The organism is Lentzea sp. NPDC055074 (assembly GCF_053608005.1).
The window spans coordinates 79,643-93,566 of the sequence record NZ_JBSGUQ010000020.1 but is presented as its reverse complement, the minus strand read 5'-3'; the positions used below and the strand labels follow the sequence as shown (position 1 = coordinate 93,566).

Annotated in this window: 11 protein-coding genes and 1 pseudogene; 11 read left to right on the top strand and 1 reads right to left on the bottom strand. The window is 70.3% G+C overall.

The annotated features are described in order from the left end of the window. Positions 1-4 precede the first annotated feature (4 nt). The 8 genes and pseudogenes from ACWF7A_RS35085 (at position 5) to ACWF7A_RS35050 (ending at position 9,228) form a co-directional block, all read left to right on the top strand. Complete coding sequence (locus ACWF7A_RS35085) at positions 5-532, top strand: TetR/AcrR family transcriptional regulator (protein ID WP_452254883.1); 528 nt, start codon at positions 5-7, stop codon at positions 530-532. Next, the gene (locus ACWF7A_RS35080) at positions 529-1,260 is read left to right on the top strand and encodes a TIGR03084 family metal-binding protein (RefSeq protein ID WP_452254807.1); all 732 of its coding nucleotides are present in this window, start codon (positions 529-531) and stop codon (positions 1,258-1,260) included. The genes ACWF7A_RS35085 and ACWF7A_RS35080 overlap by 4 nt, the downstream gene beginning before the upstream one ends. Continuing rightward, a pseudogene (locus ACWF7A_RS35075) lies at positions 1,257-2,779 on the top strand (acyclic terpene utilization AtuA family protein). Before ACWF7A_RS35080 ends, ACWF7A_RS35075 begins: the two are co-directional and overlap by 4 nt. Next, on the top strand, positions 2,776-3,888 hold the full coding sequence (locus tag ACWF7A_RS35070) for an acyl-CoA dehydrogenase family protein (protein WP_452254806.1): 1,113 nt from the start codon (positions 2,776-2,778) through the stop codon (positions 3,886-3,888). Before ACWF7A_RS35075 ends, ACWF7A_RS35070 begins: the two are co-directional and overlap by 4 nt. Then, the gene (locus tag ACWF7A_RS35065; RefSeq protein ID WP_452254805.1) at positions 3,888-5,438 is read left to right on the top strand and encodes an acyl-CoA carboxylase subunit beta; all 1,551 of its coding nucleotides are present in this window, start codon (positions 3,888-3,890) and stop codon (positions 5,436-5,438) included. Before ACWF7A_RS35070 ends, ACWF7A_RS35065 begins: the two co-directional genes overlap by 1 nt. Positions 5,439-5,443: 5 nt before the next feature. Further along, positions 5,444-7,276, top strand: coding sequence for an ATP-binding protein (locus ACWF7A_RS35060; RefSeq protein WP_452254804.1), 1,833 nt, complete (start codon positions 5,444-5,446; stop codon positions 7,274-7,276). Then, the gene (locus ACWF7A_RS35055) at positions 7,273-8,412 is read left to right on the top strand and encodes an acyl-CoA dehydrogenase family protein (protein WP_452254803.1); all 1,140 of its coding nucleotides are present in this window, start codon (positions 7,273-7,275) and stop codon (positions 8,410-8,412) included. Before ACWF7A_RS35060 ends, ACWF7A_RS35055 begins: the two co-directional genes overlap by 4 nt. A gap of 12 nt (positions 8,413-8,424) precedes the next feature. Next, the gene (locus ACWF7A_RS35050) at positions 8,425-9,228 is read left to right on the top strand and encodes an alpha/beta fold hydrolase (protein ID WP_452254802.1); all 804 of its coding nucleotides are present in this window, start codon (positions 8,425-8,427) and stop codon (positions 9,226-9,228) included. Here the strand turns inward: ACWF7A_RS35050 and ACWF7A_RS35045 are convergent. Beyond that, the gene (locus ACWF7A_RS35045; RefSeq protein ID WP_452254801.1) at positions 9,168-10,067 is read right to left on the bottom strand and encodes a hypothetical protein; all 900 of its coding nucleotides are present in this window, start codon (positions 10,065-10,067) and stop codon (positions 9,168-9,170) included. The two genes, ACWF7A_RS35050 and ACWF7A_RS35045, sit on opposite strands and share 61 nt — an antisense overlap. A gap of 181 nt (positions 10,068-10,248) precedes the next feature. On the opposite strand from ACWF7A_RS35045, the gene ACWF7A_RS35040 reads away from it, so the two are divergent. From ACWF7A_RS35040 to ACWF7A_RS35030, 3 genes are all read left to right on the top strand, one after another. Further along, positions 10,249-11,409, top strand: coding sequence for a S8 family peptidase (locus ACWF7A_RS35040; protein WP_452254800.1), 1,161 nt, complete (start codon positions 10,249-10,251; stop codon positions 11,407-11,409). Positions 11,410-11,510: 101 nt separating this feature from the next. Beyond that, positions 11,511-12,584, top strand: coding sequence for a S8 family peptidase (locus ACWF7A_RS35035; RefSeq protein ID WP_452254799.1), 1,074 nt, complete (start codon positions 11,511-11,513; stop codon positions 12,582-12,584). Positions 12,585-12,702: 118 nt separating this feature from the next. Continuing rightward, the gene (locus ACWF7A_RS35030; protein WP_452254798.1) at positions 12,703-13,872 is read left to right on the top strand and encodes a S8 family peptidase; all 1,170 of its coding nucleotides are present in this window, start codon (positions 12,703-12,705) and stop codon (positions 13,870-13,872) included. The last annotated feature ends 52 nt before the right edge of the window (positions 13,873-13,924 follow it).

The window sequence follows — 13,924 nt, the reverse complement described above, 5'->3', positions numbered from 1 at the left end:
GCTGATGGAGGCGACCGTCGAGTGCCTGGTGGAGCGGGGCTGGTCAGGCACCACGACGACCGAGGTGGCCGAACGCGCCGGGGTGTCGCGCGGCGCACAGCTGCACCACTTCCGCACGCGCGGTGAGCTGGTCGCCGCGGCCGTGGAGCACGTGGGCGCGGAGAGCGTCGAGGTGCTCAAGCAGCGCGCGCAGACCGCCGAGAAGAGCACGCACGCCGTGGTCGAGCTGATCGCGGACTTCCACGCCAGCGACCTGTTCACCGCGGCCCTCGAGCTGTGGGTGGCCGCGCGCACCGATCCCGAGCTGCGCGAGCAGGTGCTGGAGCTGCAGGCGCGGCTCGGCCGCGAGGTGTACGGGCTGGCGCTGGAGCTGCTGGAGGTCGACGACGCGAAGCCGGGTGTGAAGGACGCCGTGCAGGCAACCCTTGATCTTGTGCGCGGGCTGGCGCTCGCCAACCAGCTCGCCGACGACACCAAGCGCCGGGCGCACGTCGTGCGCTACTGGGCGCGGATGCTGGAGGAACAGCTGTGATCACGGAACTGCTGGCCGACCTCGACGCCGAGTCGCGGGACCTCGACGCGATCGTCGACGGAGCCGACTGGAGTGTCCCCACGCCCGCGGAGGGCTGGACGGTCGGGCACCAGATCGGCCATCTCATGTGGACGGACAAGGCGGCGGTCCTCGCGATCACCGACCCCGAGGCGTTCCAGGCGCAACCGCTGACGGCCGACGTGGTGGACCGGACAGCGGCCGAGGCGGCCGTGCTGCCGGACCTGCTGGAACTGTGGCGGGACGGGCGTTCCGCGCTGCAGGAGCACCTCGCGCGGGCGTCGGGGAAGATCGTCTGGTTCGGGCCGCCGATGAGCCCGGCGTCGATGGTCACCGCGCGGATCATGGAGACCTGGGCGCACGGGCAGGACGTCGCGGACGCGCTGGGCGTGGTGCGGGAGCCGACCGCGCGCTTGAAGCACGTGTGCCACATCGGTGTGCGGACGATGGGGTTCGCGTTCCTGCTCAACGGGCTGGCGGTGCCGGCCGACGAGGTGCGGGTCGAGCTGACCGGGCCCGGTGGCGAGGTCTGGACGTGGGGGCCGGAGGACGCGGAGAACCGGGTTTCGGGGCCCGCGCTGGACTTCGCGTGGCTGGTGACGCAGCGGCGCAACCGCAAGGTGCTCGCGATCGAGGCCGTCGGGCCGGTCGCGGAGGAGTGGGTGCCGATCGCGCAGGCGTTCGCGGGGCCACCCGGAGGCGGCCGATGATCCGGATCGGCAACGCGTCCGGGTTCTACGGCGACCGGCTGTCCGCGATGCGGGAGCAGCTGGAAGGCGGGCAGCTGGACGTCCTGACCGGGGACTACCTGGCCGAGCTGACGATGCTGATCCTCGGGCGGGACCGGATGAAGGACTCGTCGCTGGGGTACGCGAAGACGTTCCTGCGGCAGATGGAGGACTGTCTCGCGCTCGCGCTCGACCAGGGCGTGAAGATCGTGGTCAACGCCGGAGGGCTGAACCCCGAGGGCCTGGCGCGCAAGCTCGACGCGAAGGTCGGGTACGTCACCGGGGACGATCTGAAGGAGCGGTTCCCGGAGGCGCTGACCGCCAACGCCTATCTCGGCGCGTGGGAGATCGCGGACTGCCTGCGGCAGGGCGCGCAGGTCGTCGTGACCGGGCGGGTCACCGACGCGAGTCTCGTGGTCGGGCCCGCCGCGGCGCACTTCGGCTGGGCGCGCGACGACTGGGACCGGCTGGCCGGCGCCACGGTCGCCGGGCACGTGCTGGAGTGCGGGACGCAGGCCACGGGCGGGAACTACTCGTTCTTCACCGAGCTCGACGTGACACGGCCCGGGTTCCCGATCGCGGAGATCGACGAGGACGGGTCGTCGCTGATCACCAAGCACGAGGGCACGGGAGGCGCGGTCACCGTCGACACCGTGACGGCACAGCTGTTGTACGAGATCGGGGCGCCGGAGTACCTGGGGCCGGACGTCACCACGCACTTCGACACGATCCGGCTGTCCGGGCACGAGCGCGGGGTCGGGATCAGCGGGGTGAAGGGCTCTCCGCCGCCGGACACGCTGAAGGTCTGCCTGAACACGTTGGGCGGGTTCAGGAACTCGACGACGTTCGTCCTCACCGGACTGGACGTCGAGGCGAAGGCGGAGCTGGTGCGGCGGCAGCTGCGGGAGGCCATCGGTGACGAGGGGCTGACCTGGACGCTGGCGCGGACCGACCAGGCCGACGCGGTGACCGAGGAGCAGGCCAGCGCGTTGCTGCACGTCACGATCAAGACGACGGACCCGAAGCGGGCCAAGGGGTTCAGCCGGGCCGCGATCGAGCTGGCGCTGGCGAGCTATCCCGGTTTCCACGTGACGGCACCACCTTCGGACGGGACGCCGTTCGGCGTGTACAAGGCGGCGTACGTGCCCCGCGACGAGGTCAGCGCGAAGGCGGTGTTGCTGTGAGGCGACCGTTGGGAACGATCGCCGGCGCGCGCAGCGGCGACAAGGGCGGGGACGCGAACCTCGGTGTGTGGGTTCGGTCCGACGAGGCTTTCGAGTGGCTCAACGGTTTTCTCACGGTGGAGAAGCTGAAGGAGCTGCTGCCGGAGGCCGGTGAGGTCAGCCGGTACGAGCTGCCGAACCTGCGGGCGCTCAACTTCGTGCTGCACGGCCTGCTCGGCGACGGCGTGGCGAGCAGCACGCGGTTCGACCCGCAGGCCAAGGCGCTGGGCGAGTGGTTGCGCGCGAGGGAAGTAGAGATCCCCGAGGAGCTCCTGTGATCACGAAGGACCTGTACGAGCGCAAGGAGCTGCGGCAGCTCGTCCGCGACTTCACCCGCCGGGAGATCGTGCCGCACCTCGACCAGTGGGAGCGCGACGGTGAGATTCCGCGGGAGCTGCACGAGAAGGCAGCGGAACTGGACCTGCTCGGCATCGGGTTCGAGCACGGGGACCTGCTCGACTCGGTCGCGCTGACCGAGGAGATCATCCAGAACGGCGGGTCGTCCGGAGTGATGGCGGCGCTGTTCACGCTCGGCATCGCGATCCCGCACATCTGGCAGAGCGGGAACGCCGACCTGGTCGAACGGTTCGCGAAGCCCGCGATCCGGGGCGAGAAGATCGGCAGCCTCGCCGTCACCGAGCCCGGCGCCGGCTCGGACGTCGCGGCCATCAGGACCAAGGCCGTGCGGGACGGTGACCACTACGTCGTCACCGGCGAGAAGACGTTCATCACCTCCGGGTGCCGGGCGGACTTCGTCACGACCGCGGTGCGGACCGGCGGCGAGGGCTACCAGGGCATCTCGCTGCTGGTGATCGAGGACGGGTTCACCCGCCGCAGGCTCGACAAGATGGGCTGGCACTGCAGCGACACCGCCGAACTGCACTTCGACGGGGTGCGCGTGCCGGTGGCGAACCTGGTCGGCGAGGAGAACCAGGGCTTCGCGCTGATCATGCGGCAGTTCCAGGTCGAACGCGTGACGATGGCGGTCGAGGCCTACGCGACGGCGCAACGGGCGCTGGACCTGACCGTCGAGTGGACGCGCAACCGCGAGACGTTCGGCAGGCCGCTGATCAAGAACCAGGTGGTGCGGCACAAGCTCGCCGCGATGGCGCAGAAGATCGACCTGGCCCGGACCTACACGCGGGAGGTCGCCGCGCGGATCCAGCGCGGCGACGACTGCGTCACCGAGGTCTGCTTCGCGAAGAACGCGGCCGTGGACGCCTGCGCCGAGGTGGTCGACGAGGCGGTGCAGCTGCACGGCGGCATGGGGTACATGCGGGAGTCCGAAGTGGAGCGTCACTACCGGGACGCCCGCATCCTCGGCATCGGGGGCGGGGCGAGTGAAGTGATGACCGAGCTCGCGGCACGACGATTGGGGTTCGCCTGATGGGCAACAGGGAGGCGCTGCTCGCGAAGATCGCGGGACTCGACGCCGAACACGCCAAGGCTCTCGCGGGCGGGGGGCCGAAGTACGTCGAACGGCACCACAAGCGCGGCAAGCTGCTCGCCCGCGAACGGGTCGAGCTGCTGATCGACGAGGACAGCCCGTTCCTGGAGCTGTCGCCGCTGGCCGCCTGGGGCACCGACTTCCCGGTCGGCGCGTCGGTCGTCACGGGCATCGGGCGGATCGAGGGCGTCGAGTGCGTGATCGTCGCGAACGACCCGACGGTGCGCGGTGGCTCGTCGAACCCGTACACGCTGCGCAAGTCGTTGCGGGCCAACGACATCGCGTTGCAGAACCGGCTTCCGCTGGTCAGCCTGGTCGAGTCGGGTGGCGCCGACCTGCCGACGCAGAGCGAGATCTTCATCCCGGGCGGGCGGGCGTTCCGCGATCTCACGCGGTTGTCCGCCGCGGGGATTCCCACGGTCACCGCCGTGTTCGGCAACGCGACGGCCGGTGGCGCGTACGTGCCGGGCATGTCCGACTACGTGATCATGATCAAGGACCGCTCCAAGGTGTTCCTCGGTGGTCCGCCGCTGGTCAAGATGGCGACCGGCGAGGACGCGGACGACGAGTCGCTGGGCGGCGCGACCATGCACGGCGCCACGTCCGGGCTCGCGGACTTCGTGGCCGAGGACGAGACCGACGCGATCCGGCTCGCCCGCCGGGTCGTCGCGCGGCTGAACTGGCGCAAGCTCGGGCCGGAGCCGGCCGCGGTCGAGGAACCGCTGTTCGACGCCGAGAGCATCCTCGACGTCGTGTCCGAGGACCAGCGCGTGCCGTTCGACCCGCGGGACGTCATCGCGCGGCTCGTCGACGGGTCGCAGTTCGACGAGTTCAAGCCGTTGTACGGCAGCAGCCTCGTCACCGGGTGGGCGCGCATCCACGGCTACCCGGTCGGCATCCTCGCCAACGCGCGCGGCGTGCTGTTCAGCGAGGAGTCGCAGAAGGCCACGCAGTTCATCCAGCTCGCGAACTCCAGCGACACGCCCCTGGTGTTCCTGCAGAACACCACCGGGTACATGGTCGGCGCCCAGTACGAGCAGGGCGGCATCGTCAAGCACGGCTCGATGATGATCAACGCCGTGTCGAACAGCCGCGTGCCGCACCTGACGATCACGATGGGCGCGTCGTACGGTGCCGGCAACTACGGCATGTGCGGCCGGGCGTACGACCCGCGCTTCCTCTTCACCTGGCCCAACGCCAAGTCGGCCGTGATGGGCCCCGCGCAGCTCGCCGGTGTGCTGTCGATCGTCGGACGGCAGGCCGCGATGGCGAAGGGGCAGGAGTACAACGAGGAGCACGACGCCGCCATGCGCAAGATGGTGGAGGCGCAGATCGAGGAGCAGTCGCTCGCACCGTTCCTGTCGGGGAAGCTCTACGACGACGGCGTGATCGACCCGCGCGACACCAGGACCGTGCTCGCCCTCTGCCTCTCCGCTGTCCACAGCGGACCGATCAAGGGCGCCGACGGCTTCGGCGTCTTCCGGATGTGAGCGCCATGATCAAGACGTTGTTGATCGCCAACCGCGGCGAGATCGCCCGCCGGATCATCCGCACGTGCCAGGCCCAGGGCATCCGGACCGTGGCGGTGTTCTCCGACCCCGACGCGGACTCCCCGCACGTCCGGGAGGCCGACTTCGCGGTCCGGCTGCCGGGTGCGTCACCGTCCGAGACCTACCTGCGTGCCGATCTGCTGGTCGAGGCGGCGGTGCGGGCGGGTGCGGACGCTGTGCACCCCGGTTACGGATTCTTGAGCGAGAACGCCGAGTTCGCGCGTCGCGTGCAGGCCGCCGGACTGACGTGGGTCGGGCCGGAACCGGACTCGATCGAGGCGATGGGCTCCAAGGTCGCCGCGAAGAAGCGGATGGCCGCGGCGGGCGTGCCCACGTTGCCGGAGCTGGACCCCGAGACGGTCACCGACTTCCCGGTGCTGATCAAGGCGTCGGCCGGTGGTGGCGGCCGTGGCATGCGGATCGTGCGGGAGAAGGGCGAGTTCGCGGACGCGCTGGCGAGTGCGCGGCGCGAGGCCGAGTCGGCGTTCGGCGACCCGACGGTGTTCTGCGAGCCGCTGCTGGAGCGGGCGCGGCACGTCGAGGTGCAGATCCTCGCCGACGCGCACGGCACGGTCTGGGCGCTCGGCGAACGCGAGTGCTCGATCCAGCGGCGGCACCAGAAGATCGTCGAGGAGTCGCCCAGCCCCGCGGTGACCGACGACGTCCGCCAGCGCCTGTTCGCGGCGGCGACGGCGGCGGCCGAGTCGATCGGGTACGTCGGCGCGGGCACCGTCGAGTTCATGCTGAAGGGCGAGGACTTCCACTTCCTGGAGGTCAACACGCGCCTGCAGGTCGAGCACCCGGTCACCGAGCTCGTCCACGGCGTGGACCTGGTCGAGTGGCAGCTGCGGATCGCCGAGGGGGCCAGGCTTCCCGCCGAGGTGCCGGAACCGCGCGGGCACGCGATCGAGGTGCGCCTCTACGCGGAGGACCCCGCGCACGACTGGCGGCCGGCGAGCGGTGTGCTGCACCGGTTCCACGTGCCCGGCGACGTCCGGCTGGACAGCGGTGTCGAGGACGGCTCCGTGGTGTCCGTGCACTACGACCCGATGCTGGCCAAGGTGATCGCGTACGCGCCGACGCGCCGTGCCGCCGCCCGCAAGCTCGCGACGGCGCTGGAGAGCGCTCAGATCCACGGTCTCGTCACGAACCGTCAGCTGCTCGTGGACGTCCTCGGCCACGACGCTTTCCTCGACGGGGACACGCACACCGGGTTCCTGGCCGAGCACGACCTCACCAGGACCGTTGACCCGCAACCGTTTGCGCTCGCGGCGGCCCTCGCGTCCGCCGCCACCCGCAGGATCGGGACGCTGCCGCTCGGCTGGCGCAACGTGCGGTCGCAGCAGCCGAAGGCGCGGTTCCTGTTCGGCGAGGAGCTCGTCGAGGTCGAGTACGACCCTCGGCAGGCGGCTCCCGGCGTGGTCGTGCTGGACCTGGAGGGCGTGCGCACCCCGTTCCACGTCGCCCGCTACGGCGACCTGGTCGAGGTCGACTCGCCGCGCGGGTCGGTCACGTTGAAGGTCGTGCCGCGCTTCCCCGAACCCGAGACGAAGCTCGCGCCGGGGGCGACCGTCGCGCCGATGCCGGGCACGGTCGTGAGGGTCAGCGTTGCGCGGGGCGACGTGGTCGAGACCGGTGCCGAACTGCTGGTGCTGGAGGCCATGAAGATGGAACACCGCGTGCTCGCGACCACCGCGGGCACCGTCACCGAACTCCTTGTCGAGCAGGCACAACAGGTCAACGCCGGAGACGTCCTGGCCGTAGTGGAGGAATCGTGAGCTTCGTCGAGTCCGAAGAGCGGATCGCGCTGCGCAGGGCGGTCTCCGAGTTCGGTGCCAAGTACGGGCACGAGTACTTCACCGCCAAGGCCAGGGCGGGGGAGAAGACCACCGAACTGTGGGAGGAGGCCGGCAAGCTCGGCTACCTCGGCGTGGCCGTGCCCGAGGAGTACGGCGGCGGTGGCGGCGGCATCGGCGATCTCGCGGCGGTGTGCGAGGAGCTGGCGGCGGCGGGATGCCCGTTGCTGCTCATGGTGGTCTCGCCCGCGATCTGCGCGACGGTGATCGCGCGGTTCGGCACCGAGGAGCAGAAGTCGAAGTGGCTGCCCGGTTTCGCGGACGGCACGCTGAAGATGGCCTTCGCGATCACCGAGCCGGACGCCGGGTCGAACTCGCACAAGCTCCGCACGAACGTGCGCCGCGACGGCGACGACTGGGTGCTGAAGGGCGGCAAGACCTACATCTCCGGCGTCGACGAGGTCGACGCCGTGCTCGTCGTCGCCATCCAGGAGACCGGTCCCGTGCTCGTCGTCGTCCCGACGAACGCCGAGGGCTTCACCTGGCAGGAGATCGACATGGACCTGTTCATGCCGGAGAAGCAGTTCACGCTGTTCTTCGACGACGTCCGGCTGCCGTCCGGCGCCGTCGTCGGCTCGCCGGACCAGGGACTGCTGCAGGTCTTCGCCGGGCTCAACCCCGAACGGATCATGGGCGCGAGCATGGGGACCGGGTCGGCGCGGCTCGCGATCAGCAAGGCCGTGAAGTACGCGAAGGAGCGCACGGTCTGGGACACCCCGATCGGCGCCCACCAGGGGCTCGCGCACCCGCTGGCGAAGGTCCACGTCGAGGTCGAGCTCGCCCGGCTGATGACGCAGAAGGCCGCCGCGCTCTACGACTCCGGCCGCGACAAGGAGGCGGGAGAGGCCGCGAACATGGCCAAGTACGCGGCGGGCGAGGCCATCGCCGCGGCCGTCGACCAGGCGATCCAGATCCACGGAGGCAACGGGCTGAGCCGCGAGTACGGCCTCGCGTCGATGCTCGCGTCGTCGCGCCTGTCCCGCATCGCGCCGGTGTCGCGCGAGATGGTGCTCAACTTCGTCGCGCAGAACTCGCTGAAGTTGCCGCGCAGCTACTGACACACTGCGGGCATGGGGACTTTCAGAAACGCGGACGGGCTCGGCCTCGCCTACCACGGTGAGGCCGAGAACCCGCTGATCTGCCTGCCGGGCGGGCCGATGCAGGACTCGTCGTACCTGGGCGGGCTGCCGCTCGACGACGTGATCCGGCTGGACCTGCGCGGCACGGGAGACTCGGACGAGGCGACCGCGTACGGAGTCGACGACCAGGTGGGCGACGTCGACGCGCTACGCCGGCACCTCGGGCTCGACCGGATCCGGCTGCTCGGCCACTCCGCGGGAGGCACGCTCGCGGTCCTCTACGCCACGCGCCACCCGGAACGGGTCGAGGAACTCGTGCTCGTCGCGCCCAGCCCGTTCGTGGTGGGCATCGACGTCGCCGACGACGACCGCCGCGAGATCGCCCTGCGGCGCAGCGGAGAACCTTGGTACGCCGAGGCGATCGCGGGGTTCGAGGAGATGTGGGCGGGCCGGCCGACGCCCGAGGCGTTCGCGAAGATCACGCCGTTCCTCCACGGCCGCTGGGACGACGCCGCGCGTGCGGTGGAGGCACACCCGCGCCACCCCAAGGCCGCCATGGAGTACTACAAGGACGCCGGGTTCGACCCCGCGAAGGTGCGCGAGGAGGTCCAGAAGCTCGACGTGCCAACACTTCTGGTCGCCGGTGAGCTGGACGTGTCGCTGCCGCCGGACCGCGCGCGGGAGTACGCCGGCCTCTTCCCGCGCGCGACGCTGGTCGTGCAGCCCGGTGCCGGTCACTTCCCCTGGGTGGACGACCCCGGGGCGTTCGCGGCGACCGTCCAGCGCATGCCGTAGAGGCCGGGGCCGAAGTCGAGCGCGGCGGCGTGCGCGTAGCCACCCTCGTCCACGGGGGCCGCGCGCGTTCCGCCGGGCATCTCCGCGCCGGCCGGGCCGGACGAGAATTGCTCGCAGTGCTCCGGTGAGCCCTGGAACTTGATCTCCAGCACGTAGTCGTGGACGCGCTCCCCGAAACGCCGGAAATGCGTGTGCTCGACCGTCGGATGTGGATAGATCAATTCGTACTCGATCGCGATCGACTCGCCGGAGGAGATCGGTTCGTCGAACAGGATCTCGGCGACGAGAACGCCGTTCGTGCGTTCGCGCGCGATCCGGCCGACCCGGCAGGAACGGACCGCGGTGAGCGCGGGCTGCGCGGAACCCGTTTCCTGGCAGAGGATCCAACGGTCCACATTGGCGGTGCTCGCCCGCATGACCTGGCGTGACCGGACGCCGCGCACACCGCCGCAGGGCGCGACGTCGACCCGGTCGTGCTGGGCGGTGAGCACGAGCCCGGAACCGTCCCACGGTGCCCGCGCCGACTGCTCCCGCCTGCGGGAACGGCCACGGGGTCTGGGAGGGCCCAGCAGGCGGCTCAACGCCGTCGCGGGCAGTCCGAGCACGTCCTCGAGGTGCGCCAGGGCCATCATCGACTCCGGGCGCTCGGGTCTGCGGCGACCCGACTGCCAGTAGCTCAGCGCCGTCACGCTGATCGGTGCTCCCCGCACCTTCAGGCGGTGCTGCAGCCGTTCGAGACTGAGTCCCCGCACCTGGATCGCGACGCGCAACGCGTCCGCGAACGGGCCCGTCACGAGAAGATCGGCGAGCTCCTCGCGCGGTGGGTAAATCGTGAGCATCCACTCCTCCGTTTCACGGAGTCAAGCTGGGAAGGCTATCGGCAGCAAAGGGGACGCGGTACAGCCGATCGGCGGTTTTGTCCGGGTTGCGAACTCGGCAGGTTCAGATCTCGGGACTATTACGCCGCCAATAGTCCGATTGAGGTTCCTGCAGCATCCCTGCGACGAACAGGACCGCACAATGCGCAAGACCGCAACTCTGCTGGGCTCGGCTGTCATGATCGCCGCCTTCGCGGCACCGGCCACCGCCGCGGTGGGCGAGATCCGCGTCTCGCCCGGTGAGAACATCGCCGGGAGCTTCATCGTGAAGCTGAAGGAGGGCGGGGTCACCGCGAGCGCGCAGACTCTCGGTTCCCGCTTCGGCGGCCAGGTGGGACACGTCTACAGCACGGTCTTCCAGGGCTTCTCGGTGAAGATGAGCGACGCGCAGGCGCGCAGACTCGCCGCCGACCCCTCGGTCGAGTACGTGGAACGCGACCAGGTCGTCAGCATCCAGGCCACGCAGGTCAACCCGCCGTCGTGGGGGCTCGACCGCATCGACCAGCGCAACCTGCCGCTCGACCAGCGCTACACCTACAACAGCACCGGCTCCGGCGTGAACGCCTACATCATCGACACCGGCGTCCGCATCACGCACAGCGACTTCGGTGGCCGTGCGCGCAACGGCCGCGACCTCGTGGACAACGACGCGATCGCGCAGGACGGCAACGGGCACGGCACGCACGTGGCCGGCACCGTCGCGGGCACGCTGCACGGTGTCGCGAAGCAGGCGAACATCATCGCCGTCCGCGTGCTGAACAACTCGGGCTCCGGCACCATCGCCGGTGTCGTCGCGGGCGTCGACTGGGTGGCGAACAACCACGTCAAGCCCGCCGTCGCCAACATGTCCCTGGGCGGTGGCGCCAACACCTCGCTCGACAACGCCGTGCAGGGCGCGATCACGCGAGGCGTGACGTTCGCCGTCGCGGCGGGCAACTCCAACGCCAACGCGTCGGGCTTCTCCCCGGCCCGGGTCGCGGCGGCCCTGACCGTCGGCTCGACCGAGCGCACCGACGCGCGGTCGTCGTTCTCGAACTACGGCGCCGGTGTCGACGTGTTCGCGCCGGGTGGCGGCATCACGTCCGCGTGGCACACCAGTGACACGGCCACGAACACCATCTCGGGCACCTCGATGGCGTCGCCGCACGTCGCCGGTGTGGTGGCCCGCTACCTGCAGGGCAACCGGAACGTGACGCCCGCCCAGGTGGCGACCGCGATCACCTCCAACGCCACCAACGGCAAGGTGACCAACCCCGGCGCCGGCACGACCACGAGGCTCCTGCACTGGCCGCCGACCAGCTGAGCGCGGCCCCTGATGTGACGTGCGGCCCCGGTTCCTCTCGTGAGCCGGGGCCGTTCGCCCTGCCCGGAACAGAACCCCTGCACCTGAAAGGAAGTCTGCCTGTGAGAGCCCTGCTGGCAGTCGCCGCCCTCGCGGCAACGGTCGTGGTCGCCCCGGCGTCCGCGGCCACGTCGTCGTACGTCGTCGTGCTCCGGGACGGAGCCGTCTCGTCGTTCAGCGGTGCCGTCGAGCACCGGTACACCAGTGTCCTCAACGGTTTCAGCGCCCGGCTCACCGCGGCCCAGGTGAGGTCGCTGAAGGCCGACCCGAACGTGTCCTCCGTGGAGCGCGACGGGATCGTGCACGCCCACGGCGTCCAGCTCGACCCGCCGTGGGGCCTGGACCGGGTCGACCAGCGCGCGTTGCCGCTCGACCAGCGCTACGAGTACACGACCACCGGCCGCGGCGTGAACATCTACGTGATCGACACCGGGCTCCGCGTGACGCACGCGGACTTCGGCGGCCGGGCGCGCAACGGCTGGGACACCGTCGACAACGACGCCGTCGCGCAGGACGACAACGGGCACGGCACGCACGTCGCCGGGATCGCGGCGGGAGCCAAGTACGGCGTCGCGAAGCAGGCGACGGTGTGGGGCGTGCGCGTGCTCAACGGGTCGGGTTCCGGCACGATCTCCGGGGTCATCGCCGGGGTCGACTGGGTGACGCGCAACGCCGTGAAGCCCGCGGTCGCGAACATGTCGTTGGGCGGCAGTGCCTCCGCGGCGCTGGACACCGCTGTGAAGAAGTCGATCGACTCCGGTGTTTCGTACACCCTCGCAGCGGGCGGCAGCAACACCGACCCGGGAAACTCGTCGCCACAACGGGTTTCGCAGGCGATCTGCGTGGGTGCGTTGACGCAGAACGACACCAAGGCCTCCTCGTCGAACTTCGGGCCGCTGGTGGACATCTGGGCGCCGGGCGTGAGCATCCCCTCCGCCTGGAACACTTCGGACTCGGCGACCAACACGCTGAGCGGAACCTCAATGGCCGCACCACATGCGGCCGGTGTCGCGGCCCGCTTCCTGGAACGGAACCGCGCGGCCACGCCCGCGCAGGTCGAGCGCGCGCTGGTTACCACGGGCACTCCGGGCACGCCACCCGTCACTCGTATCCTCTACTGGCCGCCATCCCTGTGAAAGGTGAATTGTCCGGCAATGCAAGCGCGTCTTAATCCGTAAGACACCCTTGGCAGGAACCGGATCTCTCCATAACGTCGAAAGCGCTTCGTTCCCCTGCAAAGAACGGAAAGCAATCATGACGCGAAAGATCCGGTTCCTGGCCGGTGCCGGCGCGGCGACTCTCGCCATGTCGGTTCTGATGGTGCCCAACGCCTCCGCAGCGGAAGGCGAGGTGCTGTCGCTCAACGCTCCGGAGAAGATCGCCGGCAGCTTCATCGTGAAGCTGAAGGAAGGCAAGGCGAACGGGCACGCCCTCGCTTCCCGCTTCGGCGGCACGGTCGAGCGCGAGTACAAGACCTTCGGCGGCTTCAACGTGAAGCTCACGGAGAAGCAGGCCAAGCGCCTGGCCGCCGACCCGTCGGTGGAGTTCGTGGAGGCCGACCAGGTCGTCCACACGCAGGCGACGCAGACGAACCCGCCGTCGTGGGGTCTCGACCGCATCGACCAGCGCAACCTGCCGCTCAACAGCTCCTACAGCTACACCTCGACCGGCTCCGGCGTGACGGCCTACGTCATCGACACCGGTGTCCGCATCAGCCACTCGACCTTCGGTGGCCGCGCCGCCAACGGCCGTGACTTCGTGGACAACGACAACGTCGCCCAGGACGGCAACGGCCACGGCACGCACGTCGCCGGCACCATCGCGGGCTCGCAGTACGGCGTCGCGAAGGCCGCGAGGATCGTCGCCGTCCGCGTGCTCGACAACAACGGCTCCGGCACCCTCGCGGGCGTCGCGGCCGGCATCGACTGGGTGGGCGCCAACGCCGTCAAGCCCGCCGTCGCCAACCTCTCGCTCGGTGGTGGCGCCAACGCCACCCTCGACACCGCCGTGCGCAACGCCGTCGCCAAGGGCGTGACCTTCGCGGTCGCGGCCGGCAACTCCAACGCCAACGCGTCCGGCTTCTCCCCGGCCCGCGTGACCGAGGCGATCACGGTCGGCTCCACCGACCGCAACGACGCCCGCTCGTCGTTCTCGAACTACGGCTCGGTGCTCGACATCTTCGCCCCGGGCCGCGACATCACGTCGTCCTGGAGCACCTCCGACACCGCCACCAGCACCATCTCGGGCACGTCGATGGCCACCCCGCACGTCGCGGGTGCCGCCGCTCGCTACCTCTCGACGAACGCGTCCGCCACGCCGGCCCAGGTCGCCTCGTACCTGATCGGGCAGTCGACGCCGTCGAAGGTGACGAACCCGGGCACCGGTTCGCCGAACCGCCTGCTGTACCTCGCGCCCACCGCGTGAGCTGAGCACTGAGGCGAAGGCCGCGACTCCGGTCGCGGCCTTTTGTCTATTC